The organism is Aphanothece sacrum FPU1, from assembly GCF_003864295.1.
Lineage (GTDB): Bacteria > Cyanobacteriota > Cyanobacteriia > Cyanobacteriales > Microcystaceae > Aphanothece_B > Aphanothece_B sacrum.
Map to the genome: position 1 here is coordinate 101660 of NZ_BDQK01000006.1, position 25996 is coordinate 127655.

Here is a 25996-nt window from a genome sequence, read left to right on the forward strand (position 1 = left end):
AGATTCAAGTTTAGACAGGGGTTGGGGGATAGGGAAAATTTCGGGGGAAATTTAATTTGATGACCATAGGATTACAAACAAAGTCGGTTTTACCGTTATCAAACCTCAACATCATCTTTAATTTATCCCTAACCCCTAACCCCTAAAACCTAACCCCCTCTTAAATGAAAGTCGAATTGTCACCCCGTCAGGTCGGAACCTCACTTTAACTATAAAAGGGTCGTGTAAAGGTTAATGTAAACGTTATGTAAACGTTATGTAAACGTTTACATAAGTGTTAGACTTAATAAAAAAATATTGGACAAATTAAAGATATATAAATATAGTCAAAGTTGGACATTTACTTTCGAGTATGTCTAGGTTTCTTTAGTAAAGTTTTGTTAAGTAAGGTTAACTAAACAGAAAAACCTTTTATAATGCAAAAGTCTTTTTTATCCGACTTATATCAGCCATCAGGCCAATGTAGGGGTCAACGGTCGTTGACCCCTACAGGCAGGTATTTGATTTAAGCTTTAAGCTGCTACGCAGCAAAGAAAAGCATTTAAAGAAAAATTGGCAGAATATATAAAAATAGCAAAAACAGAACCAAATAAGCTTCAAGTATGGTTTTGGGATGAAAGTGGATTTAGGAAATACCCAAAGGAATACGGGATAATAAAGAAAACATCCCAAATCCAATTAATAATACTCCACTAACGGGATTAATCCAAGCTGACCAACGACGTAATTCTAATAGCTTTTTCAGACTAGCAGTAAAAGTTCCTGCTAAAATTAAAGGGGTGACATAACCAGCCGTATAAGCTAATAATAAAACGGCCCCCAAGGTTAAGTCTTGTTTGCTGGCTACCCATCCTAATAAGGTCGCTAAGACAGGAGTACTACAAGGAGAGGCAACTAAACCAAAAGTTAATCCTAAAAAATAAGAACGGAATCCGGCTGGTAGTTCATCTATTATCCAATCTGTGGCCCCCAAAGAAGGGAAACGCAAGGGAACTAATTCGAGCAAATTGAGTCCCATGACAATAGAGATAAGACTAACCGCGATTGGTAGACCTACCCCAATTTGTCCATAAACCCGTCCTAAAGAAGCTGCTAAGATGCCTAAAATGGCTAAAGTAGTGGCTAACCCCAAAGAGAACCAAGTTGATTGAATAGCCCCTTTTAGTCTTCCTTCAGTTTCATAACCACCGATATAAGCAATGGTGATAGGTAACATTGATAGCATACAGGGGGTTAAACTTGTTAGCAGTCCAGCCACGAAAATAATAGCAATACTTAGCCAACTTAGATGGTCTAATTGTAGAGAAACTTGATGATTAGCAAATTGTTCGAGGTGATAAAGTTGGGTTTGTAAACCTTCTAGCATGGTAAAACCATCTTAAATCCTGTCTGCATTCTAACTTAATTTACCCAGGATTTTATTAATTACCCACAATATCACCCAAACTTGGAACTAATTTTCTTGAATTACTGCATCGAGTTGAGGTTGGGAATCTTTTTGGTTCCCTGAAAATAAATTTGACCAATCTAAGGTTAAAATTCTGGGTAGCCATAAGCAAAGTAGGGCATTAAACATAAGCATTAACCATAGTCCTAGTTCGTTGAATTCCATGTACTCTCCTCTATGATTATTGATATTTCTTTACATTCTCAATTATGGATGAAATCTCCTAAAAAGTATAGTCTGCTACCTTTTGAATTTCTTGTGAGTCCCATAAGTTTTGCTTAACTCGTCAGGAAAAGTTAACACACCAGAATTTTTGTCTGTTATTGTAAAAATTAACAATTAAGCTGGAAAGATAAGGAGAAAATAATTTAATGAATTTTGATAATTTAGGTTTACTCTCAACTTAGTATTATATCATAATTAGCCCAAATATTCTAGTTTAAGCGGCTAAAAATTATTAATTAGAGGAAAATAGATAGACTTTTTTTAAGAAAGTTAGCAGCTTGTTAACAAATAGAAATAATATCCTTATGCTAGAGAAAATATTGTTAAACTAATAATATAAATTAGGAATAAATACTTATGGTAACAGCAAGTAATGAAAAAATCTCAACCCCTAATCGAGAAACTGCTTTTATTCTTTGGTTTGAAGAAGTAGGGACTCATGATGTTAACTTAGTGGGGGGAAAAAATTCATCCTTGGGAGAAATGATTCAACATTTGCAACCCATAGGAGTCAATGTTCCGACAGGTTTTGCCACTACTGCCTATGCCTATCGTTATTTTATCAAATCAGCCGGATTAGAAACAAAACTAAGGGGACTTTTTGCCGATCTTGATGTTAATGATATGGCTAATTTGCAAGAAAGAGGAGAATTAGCCCGTTCTTTAATTTTAAATACTCCCTTCCCTTTAGACTTACAAGAAGCTATCACCAAAGCGTACAAAAAAATATGCGATCGCTATCAAACAGATTGTAGTCAATTAAGTGCTAAATACCGCCAAGAATGTGAAATTGAAACTCAAAATCTAGATGTAGCAGTTCGTTCGAGTGCTACAGCAGAAGACTTACCAGAAGCTAGTTTTGCTGGACAACAAGAAACTTATCTTAACGTACATGGAATTAAAGGAGTCTTAGAATCTTGTCATAAATGTTTTGCTTCTTTGTTTACAGATCGGGCTATTTCCTATCGTCAATATAACAAATTTGATCACTTTGAAGTTGCCCTTTCTGTGGGGGTACAAAAGATGGTCAGATCTGATTTAGCATCCGCAGGTGTGATGTTTTCTATTGATACGGAAACTGGGTTTAAAAATGCTGCTTTAATTACAGCAGCTTATGGTCTAGGGGAAAGTGTAGTACAAGGAACAGTTAACCCTGACGAATATTATGTTTTTAAACCCACATTAAAAGATGGTTATCGTCCCATTTTAGAAAAACGTCTTGGCACTAAAGCCATTAAAATGATTTACGATACAGGAGGATCTAAATTAACTAAAAATATCGAAGTTTTGCCCATAGAAAGAGAAAAATTTTGTCTATCTGATGACGAAATTCTGCAACTAGGTCAATGGACTTGCATCATTGAAGAACACTATACTAAGGTAAGGGGAACCTATACCCCCATGGACATTGAATGGGCTAAAGATGGCTTAACGGGAGAACTCTACATTGTGCAAGCCCGTCCAGAAACCGTTCAATCCCAAAAAGCGGCAAATTTGCTCAAAACTTACCAATTAAAAAATCATAGTACAATCCTGGCTATTGGGCGTAGTGTGGGGGCGGCGATCGGTCAAGGAAAAGCCCGTGTAATCTTAGAAGCGACCAAAATTGACCAATTTAAGGAAGGGGAAGTTTTGGTGACGAATCGTACTGATCCCGACTGGGAACCTATTATGAAAAAAGCTAGTGCGATCGTCACTAACCAGGGGGGAAGAACTTGTTTTGATGGTAATACTAAAATCTTAACTAATCAAGGTTTTATGACCTTGCGTCAAATTTATGATCAAGGATATCAATGTTTATCAACTTTAGCCCTCAATACTATTACCCATAAAATGGAATGGAAACCCATTTTAGATACCATGAAACGTCAGTCTCAAATGATTGATATTAGTGTTTCTCAAACTGGCAAAGTTACAGATAATACTTTACGTCTTACCCCTGATCATAAAATGGTTAATCTTCGGGGAGGTGCATACACAAAAACTGAGATTCAAGAGATATTAGATCGTCAAGAAATGATAATTGTCTCACAAAATATTCCCAAGTTAGGTAATAGTAATTACCAAAAAGCTGATCTAGCTTATTTCTTGGGAGGAATTATTACAGATGGGTCAATTTATACCAGTTCAACTCATGGAGAAGTTCAGTTTATTCAAAAAGATGTCCCCGAAAAACAAGCTTTCATTGCCACGATGAATGAGAAGGCAAAGACTCTGTATGATAAATCTTTTACCTCTCAGCTTAAACCAGTTTCTTCCGGTTATATTCGAGGACAAAAGGTAACAGGACAAACGACAGCTTATCGTTTTTATTCTAAAGCGATCGCCTATGACTTAAAACAAAAAGAACAACAGATAACCCAAATTTTGTTAGAAAATGATCCTGAAATTTCCTATCATTTTTTAGCAGGGGTTATTGATGGAGATGGTTGTTATGCTAATAACCGTATTAACATCTACATCTCAGAAGAAAATCTCTTGCAAGCAGTGATTATTGCTTGTCTCAAAATTAATACAGTTCCTCAAGTTACCAAAAACCGCAATATTTACAATGTGCAAATTGTGGAAAAATTAGAGGAAATTCTAACATATACCCAACGAGTCAAAGGAGAAGTTACCTCAAGAACTATTCAAACACGCTTTTTTGCCACTCGTCAACTCTTTGAAAATCAAGAAACAGGACAAATTAAACTACGTCAAGATAACAACTTCTTGATAGGTGAAAAACAACTCCGTGAAATAGGTCAATTTGAATCTATTCTTAACGGAGATATTCGGATGCAGCGAGTCATTCAAGTAGCGGCAAAAAGCGACGGAGATGTTTATAATATTACGGTTGCTGATCATCATAACTATGTAGTTTTCACCGCTAAATATACCCCCGTTATTGTTTGTAATTGTCACGCTGCTATTATTGCCCGTGAAATGGGAATTCCCGCTATTGTGGGATGTGGTGATGCCACGCAAAAAATCAAAACCCGTCAAGAAATCACCATTTGTTGTGCAGAAGGAGACGAAGGAAAGGTATATGAGGGGTTATTACCCTTTGAAATTCAAGAAACACCTTTAGATAATTTACCCACTACTCGCACTCAAATTTTGATGAATGTAGGCAACCCTGAACAAGCATTTTCTTTAGCAGGAATTCCTTGTGATGGAGTAGGTTTAGCCCGTCTAGAATTTATCATTGCTAATCATATTAAAGCCCATCCTATGGCCTTAATCAAGTTTGCTCAATTAGAGGATGAAAATGTCAAAGATCAGATTGCTGAATTAACAAAACGCTATGAAAATAAATCTCAATTTTTTGTTGATAAATTAGCGCGAGGAATTGCAACCATTGCGGCTGCATTTTATCCTAAACCTGTGATTGTTCGGATGTCTGATTTTAAATCTAATGAGTATGCAAACTTATTAGGAGGGCAACAATTTGAACCTAAAGAAGATAATCCCATGATAGGATGGCGGGGTGCTTCTCGTTATTATGATCCCATGTATCGGGAGGCTTTTGCTTTAGAATGTCAGGCAATGAAAGCGGTACGAGATGAGATGGGTTTACTTAATGTTATCCCCATGATTCCTTTTTGTCGAACTCCAGAAGAAGGTAAAAAAGTAATCGAAGAAATGGCAAAACATGGACTTAAACAAGGGGTTAATGGGTTACAAATTTATGTGATGTGTGAGTTACCCAGTAACGTAATTTTAGCAGATCAATTTGCCGAAGTATTTGACGGTTTTTCCATCGGTTCTAACGATTTAACTCAACTTACTTTAGGGTTAGATCGTGATTCTGCGTTAGTATCCCAATTGTTTGATGAAAGGAATGAAGCAGTCAAACGAATGGTTAAATTAGCAATACAAACTGCCAAAGAAAAAGGGCGTAAAATTGGAATTTGTGGTCAGGGGCCAAGTGACTATCCTGAGTTTGCTCAATTCTTAGTAGAATTAGGCATTGATTCTATGAGTTTAAACCCTGATTCTGTGTTGAAAACTTTGTTAATGGTAGCGGAGGTTGAGAAGGGTTAAGAAGGGTTAAGTTAATTTTATCGGGTGGACTGTAACTGTCCACCTTTTTGCTATAATGGAATGATTACTTAATTTATATAAGGTAAAAAGTTGGCATTATGAAACAATTGAGGTTTAGAAAATTAGCCTACTTATTCAGTACAAAACTTTCGATAAAAGCTATTTTCATAACTTTTTGATAAGAGCTTATCGATGGATCTTAATACTCGAAAAGAAATGTTTAGTTATGCTTACATAGAAGCAGTTTCTTCAGTTGCGGGTTATTCCGTTGAACTTAAACCTAGAGCAATGGATAATGCTGGAATTGATGTAACTATTGAAGTTCCTGGAGAAGCGGGAGGAGTCCTTTTCCCTCGAATTGATGCACAAGTTAAGTGTACTGCTGCTGAAAATATTAGGAAAGAAAATTGTATCAAATTTCCTCTTCCCGTCAAAAACTATAAAACATTAATCTATCCAAATCCTTATGTTCCTCTAATTTTAGTCGTGGTTTTAGTTCCTAGTGATATAAATGATTGGTTAAAAATCACTGAAGAAGATATTTTAATGAAAAAGTGCGGTTATTGGCTTTCTTTAAGAGGACAATCTCCTACAAATAATACAGAAAACATAACAGTTGAATTACCTCGTCAAAACTTATTTACCCCAGTTAGTCTCCGAAACATTATGGAGAAAGCAGGAAGGAGGGAAAATTTATGATACTTTCTACTAACCTATTTATTGATAATATCAATTCAATAGATCCAAGTTATGTATACACATACTTGGAAAATAATGGTTGGAAAGAAGAATCAAAACTAGATGATATAGCAGTTATATTAACTACTAATAAAAACAATAAAAAGTATTCATTACTATTGCCATTAGATCAAGAAATACCTGATTTTTATTCTCGAATGTATGATGTTTTGAGAACTTTAGAAGTCGTAGATAATAAATCTAAAGAGGAAATTATAAAGGACTTTAAAAGTCCTCATCAAGTTGCTTTAGAGCAACAAACAGAAATAATTAGTTTAAGATTTCAATTTATATATGATGAGTATAAAAAACAATTTTCAGCAAAAAAAATGGGTCTTGTTCTTGTTTCTCTACAAAATTTATTCGACGCTTTTGGTGAATTAGAAAGTGGTCAGGAAAGTGAAAGTATAAGAGGCAGAATTTCTCCAAAAGTTTTAGACAAAACAGAAATTTCAGTTTTTGAAACTTTTAAAGGTTCTTTTGGGGTAAAATTAGCTTTTGCAAAACTTACTCAGCAATTAGATCTTTTTGAAGAAAGGCCTCTTGCAGAAAGAGTATCTCACAATTTTCTAGAATTAATAAATCTTAGCAATAGCTCAGATAAAGAAAATTTGAAACAAATGTTATTACATTTAAAAAAAAGAATTGCATCCAGATATCGTAAATTTTTAGCTGAATTAATTCGTGATCAATCTAATTTTTATATTGATTGGGGTTCAGTTAATCCTGAAGCTGGTGGTCATGCGTATTTAACTTATGAAAATACAGTTAATACTATTGATTTTATTAATAAAATGGAAACTGAAAATCCTGAAGAAATTACAGTTCGGGGAAAACTATTATTAGCTAGTAAAAGTAAGCGTAATTATCTTGAAATATTAAGTCTAGAGGATAAACAAATATATACAGGTGATATTTTAGACCAGGTATTAAAAAATACCAATATTGAGCTAACTATAGATCGTTTATATATAGTTACTTTTGAAGAAATAACATTGATTAATCCAGCTACAGGGGAAGAAAAAATCGAGAGAAAAGTTATTAATATTAAATATATGAATTAAACAACTACTTCATCAGATACTTTAAATGTTCCTTGAGACTATAAATTGGCTACAAAGATTACAAATTTATGTTTTCTTTAGATTGATTTAAGTTTAAAGTTTCTTTAAGTTAATTGCCTTCTCCGTGAAACCCGCTATCATACATAACATAAAACGCTATTTATCAGGTCTGCCATGAATCCATTTATATCAAATCAACTTCGTTTGATTATTGCACTCGCTAGTGCTGGTTGTTTATTGACTGTCGGGATGATTATTCCTGCTCAAGCTAAATCTTCTAAACAGTATCAAAATATTAATCAAAAGCAGTTTAATGAGTGCATAAAACCCCCCAGTTCTAACGGTTCAGAACAAGGATGGGCCCAATACTACGGCGAAAATGACGGCACAATAGAACTTAAAGTAAGAAATCAACCCATGATTCAAAATGGGACAGTTGCAGCGACACTCTCCTATCAATTTGAACCATCTAAGAAAATATTAACCTTAAATATTGAGAAAAAAACCAAATTTGCTTTTGGTCTAATTGAAGCATCAGACCAGCAAATTTGGGAAGGATTTGACGGATTAGTTGAAATTTGCCGCAACGCTAATTAAAACGATTTAGCCAATTTAACATTAATTCATTAACTTGATTTGGTTTTTCATCATGAGGACAATGGCCTGCCTGGGGAATGGGATAAAATTCCGTATTTTGTCCCATTTGCGCCCGTTCTTGATAAATTTTGGCTCCTGTAATTGGTGTCCAAGGATCTTCAGTTCCCCATAATACTAATAAGGGGTGTTCTATTTGGGGTAATAATTCTATGGGATGGGGGCCAGGAGGTGCAGTTAATACAGAAGCAAAGACTTTTTGGGCCCCCTCATCACAAGATGGTTGATACAAAATCTCGACTAATTCATCCGTGACAGCATTGCGATCGCAATAAACTTGATAAAGGGTGCGACGAATGCGCTTTTTTTGACGAATGCTGTTAAAAATGTACTTACCTGTTATGGGAGAATTAACCAGCTTAGCAAAGACTCCCATTATCAATCTTAGGAGAAAATTCAACTCATCAGGACGATGATTTAACCCACCCGCACAATTAATTAACACTCCTCCTTGAGTAATATGAGGGGAGGAAGTCATAATCATTAAAGTAAGTAAACCCCCGATGGAATTACCCACAAATACGGTAGGTTCTTGAATATGTTCTGCCCAAAAATCTTGAATCAGATCGCGCCAGAGTTCCACCGTATAATTTAACTCAGGTTTATCAGAGCCGCCAAATCCTAGTAAATCTAGGGCATAAACCCGATAACCTTCCTGAGCTAAAATGGGGATATTGTGTCTCCAGTGACCAATAGATGCACCAAACCCGTGAATTAAGAGGATAGGTTTACCCTGTCCCTTGACCGTATACTTAATGCGGTGTCCTTGCCAATTCCAGGTAAATGTTTCTAGAGAATGAGGATCAAGTAGTTGAGAGATCATAAGGAGGTGAAATTAAATGGGTTTTTAAAAGAGGTTTTTACTTACCATACCTTATTTATAACCATCCGTAATAACAGCCATAGACATAACGAGAATCTATCATTATCTACAATAAAGATATCCTACTAAAATAAGGATTAGAATCAAAGTGAAAACAACAATAACACTTAAAGAGTTGGAAAGACAAATCCTTGCCCTAAATCTGACAGAAAAAGCTGAAATTATCCAAATTTTGACCCAAAATTTAACGAATGGTTCTCAAGGAATTAAAAAAACGCAGGGTGTTTGTGATGGTGATGCTTGTGTGGGTAACACTCGCATTCCCATTTGGTCTCTAGTCAACAATCGCTGTCTCGGCATGAGTGATGCTAGTATTCTAGAAGCCTTTCCAGATCTTACTGCGGCTGATTTGGTCAATGCTTGGGCTTATGCTGATGGCCATCCTGACGAAATTTCAACTGCTATCAGAGAAAATGAAGAAATCATGCTAGAAAATGGAGAAGATTGAAAATTGGCACGCCTCTACGCCGATGAGAATTTTCCCTTGCCAGTTGTTGCGTTTCTCCGTAGTTTCGGTCATGATGTGTTGACAGCTAAGGAAGCCGGAAAAGCTAACCAGAGAATTCCTGATGAGGATGTGTTAGCCTTCGCTGTTCGTACTGAGAGAGGTATTTTAACGAGAAATCGCCGTCATTTTATCCGATTACATCAATTAAACCCAGATCATACTGGTATTGTCGTCTGCACTGAAGATCCAGACTTTGAGAAAGCCGCTATAGAGATTAACAAAGCGATTTTGGTTCAGAAAACAATCAAAGGTAAGTTAATTCGAGTTCTGCGTTCTAATTCTTGAAAATTTACTAAAGAGGTTAAATGGTTTACTTAATAGCGAAAATTATAAATCATCAATTCTCAGCCTAAAATGTTTCCTAACCTAACTTATCTTTAATTCTTTTTAACTTGTTCCATACGATCCTAATTCACCTCGCGCGTTGATTCTCTATGCACCAATAACGACCCAAAATCGTAACAGTTCTTATGAAGTTATGTTGCCAAAATTGTCCTTTTTAAAACGGAAATCTATAGTTAATTTACAAGGTTTAGGTTCTATTCCTACAGTACGGTTAGAACGCAATTTAGGTCAATTACCGAATAAGATACTACTTTAAATCAAGGAAGCTTTGATTTTTACCTTAGACTTATTTTAGACCTGTTAAGAATAAGTACAATTTTAAAATGAAAACATAGAAACATAAATTATCCTGGAATTCTAAAAAATTTTAGATTATTTTTAAGTGTCCAAAATTAATAGGCTACTCTAATCTTAATTAATCTTATCAAACTTAATCTATGAACGATTCTCAATCCTTTACCCCTCAATCTTCCCCTGTCACAGATCCGAATCATCCCTTCTTTCTGGCTCAAGATCTCGAATCCTGGCAACATCTTCCCTACTATGAACCTAATTTAAAAATAGACTCTTGGCCAGGCCGACATAAAATTGGTAAAGCCCTCCGTTTAAAGACTCCCAGAGAAGTCCATAATCGCTGGGAAGCCCCCTCAAACCGTCCTGACCCCGTAGAATTCATTAAAGCCACTCACGAGGGCAGACAAGCCAATTTAGTGCCAATTCGCATGGGGCGCATGAGTGCCTCACCCTTCAGTTTTTTTCGCGGAACAGCAGGGGTCATGGCTTGGGACTTAGCTCATACCCCAGTATCAGGCATTCAGGTACTCATAGATGGAGATGCTCACCTGAACAATTTTGGTCTATCTGGAACCCCTCAACGCACCGTTGTCTTTGATCTTGATGACTTTGATGAAGTTACCTATGGTTGTTGGGAATGGGATCTCAAACGGTTAGCAGCGAGTATCAATGTAGCCGCACGAGAATCTGGACTCAAGAAAAACGATCGCTGTGAAGCTGTTATGGCCTCTGTGGCCGGATATCAAGAAAATGCGGAACACCTAGAAAGCTTGCGAATTCTTCAAGTTTGGTATTTACACCATTATCCAGGAGAAGAAAGTACGGTATTTAAACCCGATGCTAAAATTAAGGAAATTCTGGAAAAAGCAGTCAAAAAAGCCCTCGATAACACTAACGTTAGTTTGCTAGAAGACTTAGCCTGTCGTTCTGTGGAAGGGAAATGGCAATTTATCGAAAATCCGCCTCTTTTAATCCGTACTGATGAAGTCACCAGTCAAAAAATTATTGGTTCTCTGATTAGCTATGCGGAAACCCTTGCACCAGAACGTCGTTATATGTTCCAACGCTATCGGGTTGTGGATGTTGCTCATCGGGTCGTTGGTATTAGTAGTGTGGGGTTAAGAACGTATCTGGTGATGTTGTTGGGCAATGATGATAGTGATCCCCTGTTTCTGCAAGTTAAAGAGGGTATTTCTCCTGTATTTGCCCCTTATGGGCCTTCTTTACCCCCTACAGTTACTCATCAAGGGCAGCGAGTTGTCTTTGGACAACGGGTATTACAAGCAGCAACAGATGTTTTACTGGGTTGGACTTCTATTGATGGTCGTCCTTTTTATGTGCGTCAGCTAAAGAATTTAAAAGGGTCTATTCCCCTTAATTCCCTGAAAGGTTCCGCTTTTATGACCTATGCTCGTGCTTGTGGCACTTTATTAGCTCGCGCTCATGCTCGTTCTGGAGATATTGCCAAAATTGCCGGATATTGTGGGACATCTCCCATTTTACCCTCCGCGATCGCTAACTTTGCTGAAGCGTATGGAGAACAAACAGAAAAAGACTGGGACTCTTTAGTTAAAGCGATCAAGGAAGGTCATATTCCCGCAGAATTTGGCATTTAAACCAGCTTAAATTCTTGCAAAGCAGGATAAAAATTCCGGTTTTCATGGCTAGAACGACTCAATTTGATCAAGGCAAACCGTTGAGAAGGCGTTAAATTAGCCCATTGAGAGGGTTCAATAATCAGATTAAATTCAGTCGCTTTTGCTTGGACTTCTGAGGGGATAGTTCCCCCATCTAACCAAGAAGGATTAGACTCTAAAGGAAGTTCGGTGGCTGGACTTCCTGTCTTTTGTGTGACCAAAGTTTGCAGAAATTCCCGATAAATTTGACTTTCTTCAGTAGTAGCACAAGCCATAGATATTAGCACTTGACGTTCTTCAGCAGTAAACTGATGCCAATGAGACAGTTTAAGTTTTACTCCACAGGTATCTAATTTCAGACGTACCTGCATAGGAATACAGCGTAAAGACTCCACAAAATCAGCTTCAAATTCAAAAAAATGACTCATAATTACTCCTAAACGTAGGTTGGGTTGAGGAACGAAACCCAACATTTAATTTTATGAACAAAACCCCACATTTAATTTTATGAACGAAACCCCATATTTAATTTTATATATAGCTAAAATTCTGTGACGGGCAAGATGCCCGTTCCACCATTACATCAAATAGTAAGCAATATTTTATCTTAAGAACTGACTCGGTGCGATCGCTTCTTCTTTGGGGGATAATCCTTGATTTTTTAACTGAATTAATTCAACTTTATAACCATTAGGATCTTCCACAAAAGCAATCACAGTTGAGCCATGTTTCATCGGGCCAGGTTCTCTACTTATTTTACCACCAAGGTTACGAATTTTTTCACAAGTTCCATAAATATCATCAACCCCAAGAGCAATGTGTCCATAGGCATTGCCTAATTCATAGGAATTAACCCCCCAATTATAGGTTAATTCAATGACTGTAGTTTCTGACTCATCCCCATACCCAACAAAAGCGAGAGTAAATTCTCCTCCTGGATACTCTTTTTGACGCAACAAGTTCATTCCCAAGATATCACAATAGAATTTGAGAGATTCTTCGAGATTATTAACTCTTAACATAGTATGTAACATTCGCATAACCGATCACGACTCCTTAATTATTGTTTCCTAGTTTCTATTTTATTGTGACATCTTTTTGATGGCAACATTTAGTTAAATGCGATTTAACCAGACTTTTAGTTGAGGAAGGGGCAAACCCTGGAGATCAAATTCTACTTTTAAACGACGACGAAACTCTCGTGAAACATCCCATTGTTTAAGAGGTTTAGTTTTAATCCAAACCCGAATAATTAATCCTCTTTCTTCAAAATTTTCTACCCCTAAAATTTCAGGATTTTCTAAAATATTTTGTTGCAAAATTTTATCTTGTCGCATTTTATCAGCTACATCTTTAATAATTTTTAAAGCCAGATCTACATCTGTTTCATAAGCAATAGGAATACTTAAATCTGCTCTTGACCAATTACTAGAAAGATTAGCCACAATTTTAACTTCACTATTAGGAATAGTAATTAATCTACCTTGGGAATCTCGTAATTGAGTAATTCTTAAATTGATATTTTCTACCAGTCCAGAAAAATTGCCTACCTCAATCATATCCCCAACTGCATATTGATCCTCAATAATAATAAAAAAGCCATTAATTCCATCTCGAATTAAGTTTTGAGAAGCTAAAGAAACCCCTACCCCTAAAATGCCTAAACCCGTTAATAAAGGAGCCGTATTAACTCCAATGACTGATAGTCCAACTAAAGTACCAACCCCTACCCAAATAACCGTAATAATACTCCGAGAAACAAGAGAAAGTGTGGTTAATCGTAATTGAAGTCTTTGATTAATATCAAGATTTAGTAAATCTTGGCTAAATATAATGGCACTTAATTTAGCAATTAAGGCATAACTTAAACGAATTAATAAATAAGTTCCTGCACCAACAATTGCTAATTTAGCAGGAATTCGTAAAATATTAAATAACCAAATTCGTATAATTCTTGTTTGAGGAAATAGTCCTACAATTAAAACAATTCCTCCTAACCATATAGCTGTTTGCACTAACTGTAATACTCGATATTTAACTTCTTTAATATTCCATTGTTGTCGTTCAATTAGCACCGTTGAAATTGGTTGATTATTTCTTAAATCTCTTGTCTTATTCTGTGAATGTTTAAAGCGATTTATCTGATAACCTAAAACAAAATTTATAATAACTATTCCCCCTAAAATTCCTAAAGAGATTAATCCTTTTGATAGCAAAAATATGAATTCTCGTTCTTGTTTCGCTCGTTGCAGTCCCCGTTCTAATTGTTCAATAATAAAACTAGCTTTGGTACTAGGATCAATTCCCTCATTGTTAACATCTAAACTGGTAACAGTCATGAGGCGAATTTTTTGCTCATTAATAGTTATATAAATATTTGGTAAATTATTAATGATTGTCTGTTCAATTTTGATTTTAGGAGATTCTTTGCTTAAATAAAGATCAATAATTTGATTTAACCTTTCTTCAATAACCGTCACTCGTTCACTAATATCAGATTTAGGGGCAACTACTTTAAATAAACATAGACCATCTAGTCTAATACAATTAGAAACAATAGAAGAAGGATCATTTCGCAGTAACCAATTATTTGTATCTGTTAAATCTGGTAACGTAAAAACTTGCGCTTTAATAGGCAGAGAAATTAAGCAAGTTGCTAGTAATATTAATATTACTAACAAAAGTCTTTGACCTAATAATCCTTTTTTTAATGTATTAGGTTGAGATAATAATTTAATTTTATTGAACATCAATCCCAATAATATCTTTGGTTTAACCAATTACTTGTTTAACCTCAAGATTAATTTATTTCTTAAGAACAGGCTTATAATTTAAGATTCTCACTAAAGTTCCTTCTTTGGGTAAATCTGAAGATTTAAGACGAAGTTGATTATCATTAATCTCCTTAACATTCATCTCCTTTACTAACTCTAAAAAGTTTTGAATTGGAGCCAAATCACAAGCCTTTTTATCAGCCGCACTCGTTAAATAATGAGTCGGAATCATGATTTTAGGGCGTAATATTTCCATCGCTTTTTTACCTTCTTCTGGAGTATAAGCTTTGGGGCCACCACCAACAGGAATCAAGGCGAGATCTGGTGTTCCTAACAAAATTTTTTGTTCTATGTTAATAGGAGAAGCTGCACCACCTAAATGTACTACTCGAATACCCCCTTGAGTCCAACGCCAAGCCACATTTTGCCCAAACTGTTTACCCTCTTTGCGATCGTGAGGACTGCCTATTCCTTGAATTCTGAGGCCATTAATCTCATAAACTCCCGATTCATACAAAACTTTGGGATTTCCTGGCAAATTTTCGGCTGCCCCTTCGTCCCACAATTGACTACTAATAATTACTAAATCTGCCTCTACTTTAGGCAAACGATAACCAGCAGTACAGCCGATAGCCCGAAAAGGATTAGCTAAAATTCGTAATCCCCCTCCCGTAAACAAAAAAGAAGTATGTCCTAAATACTGCACCAACAGGGAATCCTTACTCTGAGCTAAAGTAGGTTGAAAGTGAGAAACTAAGGGAATTCCGGTGGCTGCTATAGCACTAGCACCAGCATAGCGAATTAACTGTCGTCGTTTCATCTTTCTTCCCGCTAAAGACTCCCATTTAAGCCAAAAAGCATGAATAGGATAGGAAAACGGGGCGGGTTTATTGGGGTTGCCGCTTTCCCTCATAATCGGTTTCTAGTATATCGTTAAACACCATAAATAGCAGAAGATTGAGTTCTACCAATTTTTAGGTTGAAAATCCAGATTATTTGAGATTGAAACTGTTTCTCCTGCTTGAGCTAAGACAAATAAGCCTTGACGGTACGCATATTTATCGGCCCCTTCTTCAATTTCAATGCCTGCTACGGCTCCATAGAGTTGTTTTTGATTATACTCAGGAAAAAATTGCCGAAAGTTTCCTAAGTCTTCAATTAGTTCCTTGACATCATTAACGCCCAAACTACTCTTAACTTCTACGACTAAAATATGATTTTCATTTGCTACTAAGACATCAATTTCTAGGGTTTGTCCATTCAAGCGTTTTTTAACCCGTTGACTGACTTGATGAACAGGAATACCTCGTTTTAAGAATATTGTTTCACAAGCGGGTGCTACCATATTTTCGACAAAACGTCCCCATTTACCACCCAAATTACCAATTTCTTTGCTTAACTGACGGATTTCTCCGTTAATTTGTTTGATTTGTCGGTCTGTTTCTTTTTGTTGTTGAGCATTTTCCTTCAGTTGTAGGTCAGTCTCTTTTTGAGCAGCAGTTAATTCCGATTGCTTGGTGGTTAATTCGGCGAGGAGTTGCCATACGTCGTCTGCGGTAGTTGCCATAGATTATTTATGCCTTATGATGGTTTTCTCTATTTTAATGAATTATCGGCATTTTCACACATATTTAAAAAAATAATTAACACTAATATCTCCAATTTATTGCCATTCTTAAACCTAACCTACCGCTATCTTTTTTTCTAGAAAGTGATTGCTTTTCCCTGATAGATCAAGAAAAATTAATAACTTTGAGGTTGAAAATTTTCAGGAATATCGAGTTCAAATACTTCATCATGAATCCGAGCCACATAAAATCCTTCTTGCAGAGTTTTTTGGCGTAATTCGGGGGACATATCAACGGCGGCTAAAACACCATAGAGTTGTTTATCTTTATGTTCAGGAAAAAAGGTACGAAAACGTTGTAAAATACTTTTTAATTGAGTAATAGAATCTTCCCTAGCATGACTTTTAACCTCGACAATATAGGCAGTATTCAGATTACCATTGGTATAGGCCAGGACATCAATTTCCATGTGTTGCCCTCCTTTACTGACTCGCACACTGGGACTGACTACTTCCATGCCAAACCGTTGTCTGAGAATCTTTTCCATTGAGGGGAGGGCCAGACCTTCAGTAAAGCTACCAAATTTTGCACCGAGTCCCCCAATTTGTTTCCCTAATTCTTTGAGTTGTTTGCCAGTCTCCTTCAGTTGTAGGTCAGTCTCTTTTTGAGCAGCAGTTAATTCCGATTGCTTGGTGGTTAATTCGGCGAGGAGTTGCCATACGTCGTCTGCGGTAGTTGCCATAGATTATTTATGCCTTATGATGGTTTTCTCTATTTTAATGAATTATCGGCATTTTCACACATATTTAAAAAAATAATTAACACTAATATCTCCAATTTATTGCCATTCTTAAACCTAACCTACCGCTATCTTTTTTTCTAGAAAGTGATTGCTTTTCCCTGATAGATCAAGAAAAATTAATAACTTTGAGGTTGAAAATTTTCAGGAATATCGAGTTCAAATACTTCATCATGAATCCGAGCCACATAAAATCCTTCTTGCAGAGTTTTTTGGCGTAATTCGGGGGACATATCAACGGCGGCTAAAACACCATAGAGTTGTTTATCTTTATGTTCAGGAAAAAAGGTACGAAAACGTTGTAAAATACTTTTTAATTGAGTAATAGAATCTTCCCTAGCATGACTTTTAACCTCGACAATATAAGCAGTATTCAGATTACCATTGGTATAGGCCAGGACATCAATTTCCATGTGTTGCCCTCCTTTACTGACTCGCACACTGGGACTGACTACTTCCATGCCAAACCGTTGTCTGAGAATCTTTTCCATTGAGGGGAGGGCCAGACCTTCAGTAAAGCTACCAAATTTTGCACCGAGTCCCCCAATTTGTTTCCCTAATTCTTTGAGTTGGCGATCAGTCTTCTTCTGTTGTTGAGCATTTTCCTTCAGTTGTCGGTCAGTCTCTTTTTGAGCAGCTGTTAATTCCGCGAGGAGTTGCCATACGTCGTCTGCGGTGGTTGCCATAGATTATTTATTACCTTATGATGGTTTTCTCTATTTTAATGGATTATCTGCCCTTGCCGAAGGCACTGCGGAGAAGATTCCTATTCCCTGATAGATCAAGAAAAATTAATAACTTTGAGGTTGAAAATTTTCAGGAATATCGAGTTCAAATACTTCATCATGAATCCGAGCCACATAAAATCCTTCTTGCAGAGTTTTTTGGCGTAATTCGGGGGACATATCAACGGCGGCTAAAACACCATAGAGTTGTTTATCTTTATGTTCAGGAAAAAAGGTACGAAAACGTTGTAAAATACTTTTTAATTGAGTAATAGAATCTTCCCTAGCATGACTTTTAACCTCGACAATATAAGCAGTATTCAGATTACCATTGGTATAGGCCAGGACATCAATTTCCATGTGTTGCCCTCCTTTACTGACTCGCACACTGGGACTGACTACTTCCATGCCAAACCGTTGTCTGAGAATCTTTTCCATTGAGGGGAGGGCCAGACCTTCAGTAAAGCTACCAAATTTTGCACCAAGTCCCCCAATTTGTTTCCCTAATTCTTTGAGTTGGCGATCGGTCTTCTTCTGTTGTTGAGCATTTTCCTTCAGTTGTAGGTCAGTCTCTTTTTGAGCAGCTGTTAATTCGGATTGCTTGATGGTTAATTCCGCGAGGAGTTGCCATACGTCGTCTGCGGTGGTTGCCATATATTATTTATTGCCTTATGATGGTTTTCTCTATTTTAATGGATTATCCACGATCGCCGAAGGCACTACGGAGCAGATCACAATTTCCTTTCCTATTTTAAAGCTTTGTCATTTTTGTTACGATTTTTATAGCAATTTATTTTCTTATTTATCATCATTACTGCAAAAAATGTTTACAGGATTAATTCAAAGTCTTGGTTTAATACGTCCCCTAGAAACTGATCGCTTTACTCTTTGTATCCCCCAAGATGCAACAACAATTTGGTCAGATTTGGCAATAGGTGATAGTGTAGCCGTTGATGGAGTCTGTTTAACAGTAGAGGAAATCGTCTCTGATGGTTTTGTGGCTACTGCCTCTCCTGAAACTCTACAACGTACAACCCTCAGTCAACAAATTCAACAATCTACTTATGTTAATTTAGAATCTTCTTTGCGAGTAGGTGGTAAATTAGGAGGACATTTTGTCACTGGTCATGTTGATGGAATCGGTTGTTTAAAAGAGTCTATATCTACAGAAAAAGCTTGGGAACTAATTTTTGCTCCTTCTCCTTCTTTGTCTCAACAGTGGGAACAATCTATTGCCCCTTATATTATTCCTAAAGGTAGTGTGGCAGTTAATGGTATTAGTTTAACGATCGCTGATTGTGATGCTCAAGGAAATTGGTTTAAAGTAGCAGTTATTCCTCATACCTATCATCAGACTAATCTGTCTTATCTAAAAATTGACGATGAAGTAAATATTGAAGGGGATATTTTGGGAAAATATGTGGCTAAATTATTGGGACACTCTTTAGACTCTCATCGAACCCCTACCGACATTAGTTTGAACTTTCTCTCAGAACATGGCTATGTTTGAACTATCAATTATGAAAATTTGTTAAGTTTTTTAATATATCTCTCCTAAATTTTACTTAAGTTCCTAAACTTTGGTGGCGAATGTTACATTAAGAAGTCATACTGGTTATTGTGGATCTAATCAAATTTTTTGCTCAATCCTGGAGACAATTTGGAGTGTGAGGATATTTAACTTAAGATTGCCTCTTTAGTAAAGAGATAACTGCCCATTTAAGGGTCAAATTTTCTATTTCTGTGCTTGACTACTGACTGAGTCATAGTTACAGCGCAAGGCAAAAGGCAAAAAGAACTGAAAAGCCTATCAAATAAAGGTTTTAGCGATCTTCATCTTGATCTAATTTGTAAACATACCAGCGCTGCGCGCTATATCTCAAAACCAAATTATCGAGGAATATAGTGATGACTAAGCCAACTATTAAAAATCAACTATCAATCTCACACCCACCAATAACATCTTGCCAAAAAAGTAGAAATTCACGTCAAGTACCATTTTATGAAGCCTTAATTACCGTTGTGTTATTAGTGACTGCCTTATGGATGCAAGCATTTCCTAATTGGCAATTTCCTAGTAACCTCAAAAGTCAGTCCCTGACTGCTTCCCCTATCAATAACCCATGGCAACCTCGTTAAGTTAAGACAATTATCCAGGGAAAATTCGACAAAATTAATAAATCTTAATTAAGTGTTGACACTTATGTTAAAAGTTATGTAGAATAGAGAGATGTCCACTAAAATGACCGTTCATCTCCCCTCAGTCCCAACACCAAGGCTGTTAGAGACGGAAGTAGGTGATTAAAACCGAAGGAACGCCATCCCACCTTAGATCATGAGGTAGCAACAACAAATGCTTGTGATTTCCTTAATTACCTTGGCCATTGCTTCTCTGTCTGCTTTTGTTAGCCTAAATATGCAAGAAGAAGTATTTAGAGTAGCCATCAAATGTATTGCCTTGCTTTCTCTATTCATAACTCTTCTGTTAGCTCCTTGGGCGATTAAGCTGACTCTTGCTACTATTCTTGTGATGAGTGATAGAATTATTCAACCCATACTCCAGAAACCCGGAAGTTGACTAACCTTCCCTTACTTAAGCAATAATTAGGGGGAATGCTTCAGTTGAACAATTAAAACAGAACAAGGAGCATGATGTAAGACATAGTTGCTGACACTACCGAGGAGAAGTTCTTGAAACCCAGAACGTCCCCTATGTCCGATTATAATTAAATCGGCAAGCCATTCTTTAGCCACCTTACAGATAGTGCGGCCCGCACTGCCAGTAATTTGTTGATATTCAGTCTGAATGCCATCTTCAAGGGCGTTTTGACTATAAGATTGTAGCATTGCTAGGCCAGCTTGTTCAAATTCCTGCCATTGGAGTCGCCAACTTTCCAGGGTTGAATCATTACCGGCCGCAGGATACAATTGTGTTAAATCAGGAGGAATAGGTAAAGGACTATTGTCTTCCTCCCAACTAAGAACGTGCAGTAACAGTAAACGAGTCTGAGTTTGTTGTTGAGCTAAAGATAAGGCACAAGCAAAGATTTCCTGTGTCATATCTGACATATCCATTGCTACGAGGATTTTCTGGTACATCGAGGTTAAGGGTTAATTGTTGAACTAGGCCATGACCATTCCCCCATCTACATTAAACACCTGTCCAGTAATGTAAGCGGCGGCCGTATCTGTGGCTAAAAACCGCACCATTCCTGCAACTTCTTCAGGAACACCATAACGTCCCAAGGGAATAAATTTCAAGATTTCTTCTGATTTTAACCCATCAGTCATATCAGTGGCAATAAAACCAGGAGCAACTGCATTGACTGTCACTCCTCGACTAGCTAATTCTTTAGCCACAGTCTTAGTAAAACCAATTACTCCTGCTTTAGCGGCACTGTAATTAGCTTGCCCAGGATTACCCATTTGTCCCGCGACAGAAGCAATATTAATAATACGGCCCCCTTTTTGTTTCAACATCAGCTTACTGACTGCTTTAGTACAAAGAAAGACCCCAGTTAAATTAAGATCTATAACGGCTTGCCAATCTTCCAACTTCATCCGTAACAATAAGGTATCACGAGTAATTCCGGCATTATTAACCAGTATATCAACTCGGCCAAACTTATCTAAAGTTGAGGCGATCAGAGTATCTACGGCGGTACTGTCAGACACATCTCCTTGAGAGGCGATCGCTTCTCCTCCAGCTTCTGTGATTAGTTGAACCACTTCTTGGGCCGCGGTAGTTGAACTAGCATAGTTAACCACGACTTTTAACCCTGCGGTGGCTAAAGCTAAAGCAACTGATCGGCCAATTCCCCGTGAGGCCCCTGTTACGATTGCCACCTGTTGGTTTAAAGGGAGTTGATTATTGCTCATAATACGTTCTTTAATCATAAGTTTGCCAAAAACAATCTTACCGTTACATGAAACTTACGCAAACCTACTCAGTTGAAATAAGTCCCAATTCTTCATTGGATGGCTGTTCACTTCCTGCAACAACTGCGAACCGTCGGCGGCACTGGAGTCCACAGGCACTACCCGTGTAACTCACGGTGGTAACACCTGTCAAGACAAGCCGACGAGTCAGTGAACCAAGAATCCCCGCCGTTTAAAAAGCGCGGGAATGTCAATGGTAGGATAATAAATTGAGAAGATTTTGATCGACTCAACAACTTCTCATCCGATAGAAAAAGGAGACAAGATTGGTTAACACAACTTCACTTAAAACCACGAAGTCAGAAGAAATTTTTGTGGCCGCTCAAAAACTGATGCCAGGGGGCGTTAGTTCTCCCGTTAGAGCCTTTAAATCCGTAGGTGGACAACCGATCGTCTTTGATCGGGTTCAGGGAGCTTATATTTGGGATGTAGATGGCAACCAGTATATTGATTATGTGGGGACTTGGGGGCCGGCTATCTGTGGTCATGCTCATCCTGATGTAATTGCGGCCCTCCACAAAGCTTTAGACAAGGGGACAAGTTTCGGGGCCCCTTCAGTCCAAGAAAATATTCTGGCTGAAATGGTCATTGAAGCCGTTCCGAGTATTGAAATGGTACGCTTTGTTAATTCAGGAACAGAAGCTTGTATGTCGGTTTTACGACTCATTCGAGCTTTTACCGGACGGGACAAGATTATTAAGTTTGAAGGGTGTTATCATGGCCATGCTGATATGTTTTTAGTAAAGGCTGGCTCTGGTGTGGCAACGTTGGGTTTACCTGACTCTCCAGGTGTTCCTAAAACGACCACTGTTAACACTTTAACCGCCCCCTACAACGATTTAGAAGCAGTTAAAACTCTATTTGCCCAAAATCCTGATGAAATCGCTGGAGTGATTTTAGAGCCTGTGGTGGGCAATGCTGGATTTATTGTGCCTGAAGCCGGATTTTTAGAAGGTTTACGGGAATTGACCCAAGAAAACGGTTCTTTGCTGGTTTTTGATGAGGTGATGACCGGGTTCCGTCTAGCTTACGGTGGCGCACAAGAACGGTTTGGGGTTACTCCTGATTTAACTACCTTAGGTAAAGTCATCGGTGGCGGTTTACCTGTGGGTGCTTATGGCGGACGCAAAGATATTATGTCTATGGTAGCCCCGGCTGGCCCTATGTATCAAGCGGGAACTTTATCGGGTAATCCTTTGGCCATGACTGCGGGGATTAAAACCTTGGAATTGTTGCAAAAGCCGGGTACTTATGAATATTTAGAGAAAATCACGAAAAAACTCACTGAAGGATTGCTAGATGTGGCTAAGGCTGCCGGACATCAGGTCTGTGGTGGTCATCTGGGTGCTATGTTTGGCTTATTTTTTGCATCAGGACCGGTTTATAATTACGAGGACGCTAAAAAGTCTGATACGACTAAATTCGGTCGTTTCCATCGTAGAATGCTCGAAAGAGGGATTTATCTTGCTCCTTCTCAATTTGAAGCCGGTTTTACTTCTTTGGCCCATACCCAAGAAGATATTGAACGTACCTTAAATGCGGCCCAAGTCGTTCTTTCGTCTCTCTCATAGCAGTTTAGCGATCAGTCAAATATCCTTGTGAGGGGTGTGAATTTCTGATCGCTTAACACATTTTAGAAAAAAATACAAACTAATGATCCAAAACTTAATATATAGGACACAAGTACTAAATAGATTAATGGCTTAAAATCTGTTTTATTAAGATCAGGTGAATAAGGCGGCAAGTATTTTAACTGACAACCTGCCGATTCAATTAATTCTTTAATACGTCATTTTAGTGAGTTTGCCTTCCTCTGATAAGCGAGAAAAAACGAGGCAATGTCTATTTTACTTATTTTAAATCTAATAAACCCTGTTCTTTTAGTTTAGGATTAAAGCGTATTTCTAGCTGACTTCCTCTGTTTTCTAAAGTTTGTTTTATCTCAGTTTCAATTCTTCTAGCGAGTGATTTAAGTAATTTCATTTTAGATAATTCATCTCCATTATTATAGGTTTGTTTTTCATCTTCGGTAATAAATATTTTAGCATCAATGGGATCTGTCCAGCTTTTTTCTTCTGATTCACTTGCGAATAAATTTACTCCATTTTCTGTAATCCATGCTTGTTTTATTTCTTCTAAAATTGTGCGACTAGGACGAGTAATTGTTTGTATTTTAATCCAATAACAGTTATCAGGTTTACGGACTAAATGTTGTTTTAAGCTTAAATAGATGTCACGGGAATAGCCAACAAATTGAAGCTCTTTTTCTTGATTAAAAATAGCATAAACACCGATCTGATTTTGCAATTCTTCAGGTAATAATCCATTATTATCTAAGTAAGAAATATATTCTAAGTTAGTTAATTGGAGAATTTCAGTTTCAGTAGTCATACAGTTTTTTTCGGCTTAATAAATAGGATAAAGTTACATTTAAAAGCATGGCTTTTTCAAATGAGATGTAAATGTGGAATGGGCATCTTGCCCGTAACAGGCTAGAAGCAGTGTACTACAAGATTTTACATCTCAACTGTAAATATTATAGTCCTTAAGTCAAGACAATATTATTCAATTTTTTGATAAATTGCACAGAGACGACTAGGGTTAAAAATTTTAGCTTTAAACATGAAATTTGGGGGGACATTAATAATAATATATTCATCAGAATTATAATAAGGTTCAAATTCTGTGGGCATTCCTTTTGGGGTTTGAATACTGTAAGGAACTGGTTGAAATAGCAGTTCAGTAAATTTGAGGTTTTGAGCGGGAATTTGTTGACTTATTTGCTCAATAAATTGCTCGTTTGTCAAGAGATTAAATAAGATTTCTTGCCCTTCTGGGGTAAGGGTGAAACTAGCGTCAAAGTTTTCAACGATTTTAAGACCCATTGTTAATTTACTTGAGATTGGAACAACTTACATTATCATACAGGAAATGTCTGAACCTATTACAAGAGATTTGACTTATTTTGTAATGATACTTAACAACCTGAGTTCGGTGTTAGGAGTTCGGAATTCGGAGTTTTCCCTTGACTTTTTTCGTGATAGTTATCAAAATTATGATGTGTAAGCTAAGACGCATTTAAACAGGGTATTTAGTATTTAGTACAAAAGCTTAAACTCCTTCTCCGGTGCTCCCTTTGCTCCGGCGCTCCCCTGCAATCTCAACTAGCAATTTATATGCTTAACAGCTTAGGAGTTCAGTATGATTCTGAACTCCTATATTTTTAACTGACTTTGGTTTGTGGATAAGTAGGAAAATCAATATATCCTTCTTTTTCAAAAGAATACCAATCTTTCATCTGTGCAGGAGGATTTAAAGGCCAATTATTGGTAAATCTTTCTACTAAATCAGGGTTGCTAATAAAAGGTCTTCCAAAGGCTATTAAATCTGCATTTCCGACTTTAATTGTTTCTTCTGCACTCTCTTGAGTATAACCACAATTTCCCATTAATGGGCCATTAAATACAGTTCTAAATTCAGCTAATGTCATCGGTTCTCCTAATTCATGAAAGCCAAATTCTAAGCCATCTACTACATGAAGATAAGCCAAATTATAACTATTTAATTGTTGAGCGACATAAAGAAATGTTTCCCTGTAATCAGGGGAACCCATATCATTATAAATTCCGTTAGGAGAAATTCTCACCGCCAGTTTATTAGCAGGATAAACGGTTAAAATAGCCTCAATTATTTCTTGAAGAAAGCGATAACGGTTTTCTAGACTTTCACCATATTTATCTGTACGGTGATTGGTTTTTGATTGTAGGAATTGATCAATTAAATAGCCATTTGCGCCATGAATTTCTACACCATCAAATCCGGCTTTTTTTGCTCTTTCTGCTGCTAGACGGTAATCTTCAACAATGCGGGGAATTTCTTGGGTTTCTAAAGCGCGAGGGGTTTCATATTGTTGTTTACCTATGGGAGTATGAACATAGTCTCCATTAAGTTTAATAGCAGAGGCAGAAACGGGAAGTTGATTATTTTCTTGAAAACTACTATGAGAGGCTCGTCCACAATGCCAAAGCTGCATAAAAATAGGAGTTTTTTTGTCATGAACTGCCTCTGTTATTTGTGTCCATCCTTGTGTTTGTTCTTCTGAATAAATACCTGGACTTTGTACCCATCCACAACCTTGTTCAGAGATTGATGCGGCTTCACTAATAATTAATCCTGCTGATGATCTTTGGCGATAATATTCGGCCATCATAGCATTAGGGATTCTTTCTTCTCCTGCTCTAGCACGGGTTAAAGGAGCCATTATTACACGATTTTTTAAGATTAAATCTCCTAACTGAAATGAGCTTAATAAGTTGGGTGAAGCTATGGTATCCATTGTTTTATTTCTGGGTTAGTATCTTACCTATCTT

27 protein-coding genes and 1 riboswitch are annotated in these 25996 nt (G+C 37.0%); of the genes, 11 read left to right on the forward strand and 16 right to left on the reverse strand.

What is annotated here, in order from left to right:
• Nucleotides 1–625: 625 nt before the first annotated feature.
• Nucleotides 626–1366, reverse strand: a complete 741-nt coding sequence (locus AsFPU1_RS08130) for a cytochrome c biogenesis protein CcdA (protein WP_124975033.1) — start codon at nt 1364–1366, stop codon at nt 626–628.
• Between the two features lie 87 nt (nt 1367–1453).
• The gene (locus tag AsFPU1_RS22550; RefSeq protein WP_172957505.1) at nt 1454–1612 is read right to left on the reverse strand and encodes a hypothetical protein; all 159 of its coding nucleotides are present in this window, start codon (nt 1610–1612) and stop codon (nt 1454–1456) included.
• A gap of 417 nt (nt 1613–2029) precedes the next feature.
• Between AsFPU1_RS22550 and ppsA the strand changes: the two genes are divergently transcribed.
• From ppsA to AsFPU1_RS08150, 4 genes are all read left to right on the forward strand, one after another.
• The gene (ppsA, locus tag AsFPU1_RS08135; protein WP_124975035.1) at nt 2030–5698 is read left to right on the forward strand and encodes a phosphoenolpyruvate synthase; all 3669 of its coding nucleotides are present in this window, start codon (nt 2030–2032) and stop codon (nt 5696–5698) included.
• Between the two features lie 192 nt (nt 5699–5890).
• Nucleotides 5891–6397: a DUF4365 domain-containing protein gene (locus AsFPU1_RS08140; RefSeq protein WP_124975036.1), complete on the forward strand. Its 507-nt coding sequence runs from the start codon at nt 5891–5893 to the stop codon at nt 6395–6397.
• A complete protein-coding gene (locus AsFPU1_RS08145) occupies nt 6394–7500 on the forward strand; it encodes a hypothetical protein (protein WP_124975038.1) in 1107 nt (368 codons plus the stop codon). The genes AsFPU1_RS08140 and AsFPU1_RS08145 overlap by 4 nt, the downstream gene beginning before the upstream one ends.
• 174 nt (nt 7501–7674) lie before the next feature.
• Entirely contained in the window at nt 7675–8097 is a 423-nt protein-coding gene (locus tag AsFPU1_RS08150) for a hypothetical protein (protein WP_227873523.1), read from the forward strand.
• On the opposite strand, the gene AsFPU1_RS08155 is transcribed toward AsFPU1_RS08150, so the two are convergent.
• The gene (locus AsFPU1_RS08155) at nt 8090–8977 is read right to left on the reverse strand and encodes an alpha/beta fold hydrolase (RefSeq protein WP_124975040.1); all 888 of its coding nucleotides are present in this window, start codon (nt 8975–8977) and stop codon (nt 8090–8092) included. The genes AsFPU1_RS08150 and AsFPU1_RS08155 overlap by 8 nt on opposite strands.
• 148 nt (nt 8978–9125) lie before the next feature.
• Between AsFPU1_RS08155 and AsFPU1_RS08160 the strand changes: the two genes are divergently transcribed.
• The 3 genes from AsFPU1_RS08160 to AsFPU1_RS08170 all read left to right on the forward strand — a co-directional run bounded on the left by AsFPU1_RS08160 (nt 9126) and on the right by AsFPU1_RS08170 (nt 11800).
• Entirely contained in the window at nt 9126–9485 is a 360-nt protein-coding gene (locus tag AsFPU1_RS08160) for a DUF433 domain-containing protein (protein WP_368665969.1), read from the forward strand.
• Nucleotides 9486–9488: 3 nt separating this feature from the next.
• Nucleotides 9489–9830 (forward strand): DUF5615 family PIN-like protein, encoded by a 342-nt coding sequence (locus tag AsFPU1_RS08165; protein WP_124975042.1) that lies wholly within the window; start codon nt 9489–9491, stop codon nt 9828–9830.
• Nucleotides 9831–10327: 497 nt separating this feature from the next.
• Nucleotides 10328–11800 carry a DUF2252 domain-containing protein gene (locus AsFPU1_RS08170; RefSeq protein ID WP_124975044.1) on the forward strand — a complete coding sequence of 491 codons (1473 nt, stop codon included), beginning with the start codon at nt 10328–10330 and terminating at the stop codon, nt 11798–11800.
• Here the strand turns inward: AsFPU1_RS08170 and AsFPU1_RS08175 are convergent.
• The 8 genes from AsFPU1_RS08175 to AsFPU1_RS08210 form a co-directional block, all read right to left on the reverse strand.
• On the reverse strand, nt 11797–12249 hold the full coding sequence (locus AsFPU1_RS08175; RefSeq protein WP_124975046.1) for a nitrate reductase associated protein: 453 nt from the start codon (nt 12247–12249) through the stop codon (nt 11797–11799). The genes AsFPU1_RS08170 and AsFPU1_RS08175 overlap by 4 nt on opposite strands.
• A gap of 174 nt (nt 12250–12423) precedes the next feature.
• Nucleotides 12424–12861, reverse strand: coding sequence for a lactoylglutathione lyase (gene gloA / locus AsFPU1_RS08180; protein ID WP_124975048.1), 438 nt, complete (start codon nt 12859–12861; stop codon nt 12424–12426).
• 75 nt (nt 12862–12936) lie between these two features.
• Complete coding sequence (locus AsFPU1_RS08185; RefSeq protein WP_124975051.1) at nt 12937–14571, reverse strand: mechanosensitive ion channel family protein; 1635 nt, start codon at nt 14569–14571, stop codon at nt 12937–12939.
• A 55-nt stretch (nt 14572–14626) separates the two neighbouring features.
• The gene (locus tag AsFPU1_RS08190) at nt 14627–15415 is read right to left on the reverse strand and encodes an MBL fold metallo-hydrolase (protein WP_124975113.1); all 789 of its coding nucleotides are present in this window, start codon (nt 15413–15415) and stop codon (nt 14627–14629) included.
• 144 nt (nt 15416–15559) lie between these two features.
• Entirely contained in the window at nt 15560–16162 is a 603-nt protein-coding gene (locus AsFPU1_RS08195; RefSeq protein WP_124975053.1) for a DUF3782 domain-containing protein, read from the reverse strand.
• A 176-nt stretch (nt 16163–16338) separates the two neighbouring features.
• Nucleotides 16339–16905, reverse strand: a complete 567-nt coding sequence (locus AsFPU1_RS08200; RefSeq protein WP_124975055.1) for a DUF3782 domain-containing protein — start codon at nt 16903–16905, stop codon at nt 16339–16341.
• A 176-nt stretch (nt 16906–17081) separates the two neighbouring features.
• Nucleotides 17082–17648, reverse strand: coding sequence for a DUF3782 domain-containing protein (locus tag AsFPU1_RS08205; protein WP_124975057.1), 567 nt, complete (start codon nt 17646–17648; stop codon nt 17082–17084).
• A gap of 105 nt (nt 17649–17753) precedes the next feature.
• The gene (locus AsFPU1_RS08210; RefSeq protein WP_124975059.1) at nt 17754–18341 is read right to left on the reverse strand and encodes a DUF3782 domain-containing protein; all 588 of its coding nucleotides are present in this window, start codon (nt 18339–18341) and stop codon (nt 17754–17756) included.
• 169 nt (nt 18342–18510) lie between these two features.
• Between AsFPU1_RS08210 and ribE the strand changes: the two genes are divergently transcribed.
• From ribE to AsFPU1_RS08225, 3 genes are all read left to right on the forward strand, one after another.
• A complete protein-coding gene (ribE, locus tag AsFPU1_RS08215) occupies nt 18511–19197 on the forward strand; it encodes a riboflavin synthase (RefSeq protein WP_124975115.1) in 687 nt (228 codons plus the stop codon).
• Nucleotides 19198–19595: 398 nt separating this feature from the next.
• The gene (locus AsFPU1_RS08220) at nt 19596–19826 is read left to right on the forward strand and encodes a hypothetical protein (protein ID WP_124975061.1); all 231 of its coding nucleotides are present in this window, start codon (nt 19596–19598) and stop codon (nt 19824–19826) included.
• Nucleotides 19827–19932: 106 nt separating this feature from the next.
• Nucleotides 19933–20009: riboswitch (Glutamine riboswitch) on the forward strand.
• A 31-nt stretch (nt 20010–20040) separates the two neighbouring features.
• Nucleotides 20041–20265, forward strand: coding sequence for a riboflavin synthase subunit alpha (locus AsFPU1_RS08225; protein WP_124975063.1), 225 nt, complete (start codon nt 20041–20043; stop codon nt 20263–20265).
• A 26-nt stretch (nt 20266–20291) separates the two neighbouring features.
• Here the strand turns inward: AsFPU1_RS08225 and AsFPU1_RS08230 are convergent, their stop codons facing one another.
• Both AsFPU1_RS08230 and fabG read right to left on the reverse strand, forming a co-directional pair.
• The gene (locus AsFPU1_RS08230) at nt 20292–20786 is read right to left on the reverse strand and encodes a universal stress protein (protein WP_124975065.1); all 495 of its coding nucleotides are present in this window, start codon (nt 20784–20786) and stop codon (nt 20292–20294) included.
• Nucleotides 20787–20810: 24 nt separating this feature from the next.
• Complete coding sequence (gene fabG, locus AsFPU1_RS08235; RefSeq protein ID WP_124975117.1) at nt 20811–21566, reverse strand: 3-oxoacyl-[acyl-carrier-protein] reductase; 756 nt, start codon at nt 21564–21566, stop codon at nt 20811–20813.
• A 326-nt stretch (nt 21567–21892) separates the two neighbouring features.
• Between fabG and hemL the strand changes: the two genes are divergently transcribed.
• Nucleotides 21893–23197 carry a glutamate-1-semialdehyde 2,1-aminomutase gene (gene hemL / locus AsFPU1_RS08240; protein ID WP_124975067.1) on the forward strand — a complete coding sequence of 435 codons (1305 nt, stop codon included), beginning with the start codon at nt 21893–21895 and terminating at the stop codon, nt 23195–23197.
• A 280-nt stretch (nt 23198–23477) separates the two neighbouring features.
• On the opposite strand, the gene AsFPU1_RS08245 is transcribed toward hemL, so the two are convergent.
• The 3 genes from AsFPU1_RS08245 to AsFPU1_RS08255 form a co-directional block, all read right to left on the reverse strand.
• Entirely contained in the window at nt 23478–24017 is a 540-nt protein-coding gene (locus tag AsFPU1_RS08245; protein ID WP_124975069.1) for a GIY-YIG nuclease family protein, read from the reverse strand.
• Between the two features lie 170 nt (nt 24018–24187).
• Entirely contained in the window at nt 24188–24511 is a 324-nt protein-coding gene (locus AsFPU1_RS08250) for a hypothetical protein (protein WP_124975071.1), read from the reverse strand.
• 338 nt (nt 24512–24849) lie between these two features.
• Complete coding sequence (locus AsFPU1_RS08255; protein ID WP_124975073.1) at nt 24850–25962, reverse strand: alkene reductase; 1113 nt, start codon at nt 25960–25962, stop codon at nt 24850–24852.
• Nucleotides 25963–25996 lie beyond the last annotated feature (34 nt).

Bases quoted from the DNA above. Each gene is read 5' to 3' on its own strand.
- AsFPU1_RS08255 (WP_124975073.1), bottom strand. From the start codon at position 25,962: ATGGATACCATAGCTTCACCCAACTTATTAAGCTCATTTCAGTTAGGA.
- AsFPU1_RS08170 (WP_124975044.1), top strand. From the start codon at position 10,328: ATGAACGATTCTCAATCCTTTACCCCTCAATCTTCCCCTGTCACAGAT.
- AsFPU1_RS08195 (WP_124975053.1), bottom strand. From the start codon at position 16,162: ATGGCAACTACCGCAGACGACGTATGGCAACTCCTCGCCGAATTAACC.
- AsFPU1_RS08250 (WP_124975071.1), bottom strand. From the start codon at position 24,511: ATGGGTCTTAAAATCGTTGAAAACTTTGACGCTAGTTTCACCCTTACC.
- AsFPU1_RS08230 (WP_124975065.1), bottom strand. From the start codon at position 20,786: ATGTACCAGAAAATCCTCGTAGCAATGGATATGTCAGATATGACACAG.
- AsFPU1_RS08175 (WP_124975046.1), bottom strand. From the start codon at position 12,249: ATGAGTCATTTTTTTGAATTTGAAGCTGATTTTGTGGAGTCTTTACGC.
- ribE (WP_124975115.1), top strand. From the start codon at position 18,511: ATGTTTACAGGATTAATTCAAAGTCTTGGTTTAATACGTCCCCTAGAA.
- AsFPU1_RS08190 (WP_124975113.1), bottom strand. From the start codon at position 15,415: ATGAAACGACGACAGTTAATTCGCTATGCTGGTGCTAGTGCTATAGCA.
- ppsA (WP_124975035.1), top strand. From the start codon at position 2,030: ATGGTAACAGCAAGTAATGAAAAAATCTCAACCCCTAATCGAGAAACT.
- gloA (WP_124975048.1), bottom strand. From the start codon at position 12,861: ATGCGAATGTTACATACTATGTTAAGAGTTAATAATCTCGAAGAATCT.
- fabG (WP_124975117.1), bottom strand. From the start codon at position 21,566: ATGAGCAATAATCAACTCCCTTTAAACCAACAGGTGGCAATCGTAACA.
- AsFPU1_RS08245 (WP_124975069.1), bottom strand. From the start codon at position 24,017: ATGACTACTGAAACTGAAATTCTCCAATTAACTAACTTAGAATATATT.
- AsFPU1_RS08130 (WP_124975033.1), bottom strand. From the start codon at position 1,366: ATGCTAGAAGGTTTACAAACCCAACTTTATCACCTCGAACAATTTGCT.
- AsFPU1_RS08210 (WP_124975059.1), bottom strand. From the start codon at position 18,341: ATGGCAACCACCGCAGACGACGTATGGCAACTCCTCGCGGAATTAACC.
- AsFPU1_RS08200 (WP_124975055.1), bottom strand. From the start codon at position 16,905: ATGGCAACTACCGCAGACGACGTATGGCAACTCCTCGCCGAATTAACC.
- AsFPU1_RS22550 (WP_172957505.1), bottom strand. From the start codon at position 1,612: ATGGAATTCAACGAACTAGGACTATGGTTAATGCTTATGTTTAATGCC.
- AsFPU1_RS08155 (WP_124975040.1), bottom strand. From the start codon at position 8,977: ATGATCTCTCAACTACTTGATCCTCATTCTCTAGAAACATTTACCTGG.
- AsFPU1_RS08205 (WP_124975057.1), bottom strand. From the start codon at position 17,648: ATGGCAACCACCGCAGACGACGTATGGCAACTCCTCGCGGAATTAACA.
- AsFPU1_RS08220 (WP_124975061.1), top strand. From the start codon at position 19,596: ATGACTAAGCCAACTATTAAAAATCAACTATCAATCTCACACCCACCA.
- AsFPU1_RS08185 (WP_124975051.1), bottom strand. From the start codon at position 14,571: ATGTTCAATAAAATTAAATTATTATCTCAACCTAATACATTAAAAAAA.
- AsFPU1_RS08145 (WP_124975038.1), top strand. From the start codon at position 6,394: ATGATACTTTCTACTAACCTATTTATTGATAATATCAATTCAATAGAT.
- AsFPU1_RS08140 (WP_124975036.1), top strand. From the start codon at position 5,891: ATGGATCTTAATACTCGAAAAGAAATGTTTAGTTATGCTTACATAGAA.
- AsFPU1_RS08225 (WP_124975063.1), top strand. From the start codon at position 20,041: ATGCTTGTGATTTCCTTAATTACCTTGGCCATTGCTTCTCTGTCTGCT.
- AsFPU1_RS08150 (WP_227873523.1), top strand. From the start codon at position 7,675: ATGAATCCATTTATATCAAATCAACTTCGTTTGATTATTGCACTCGCT.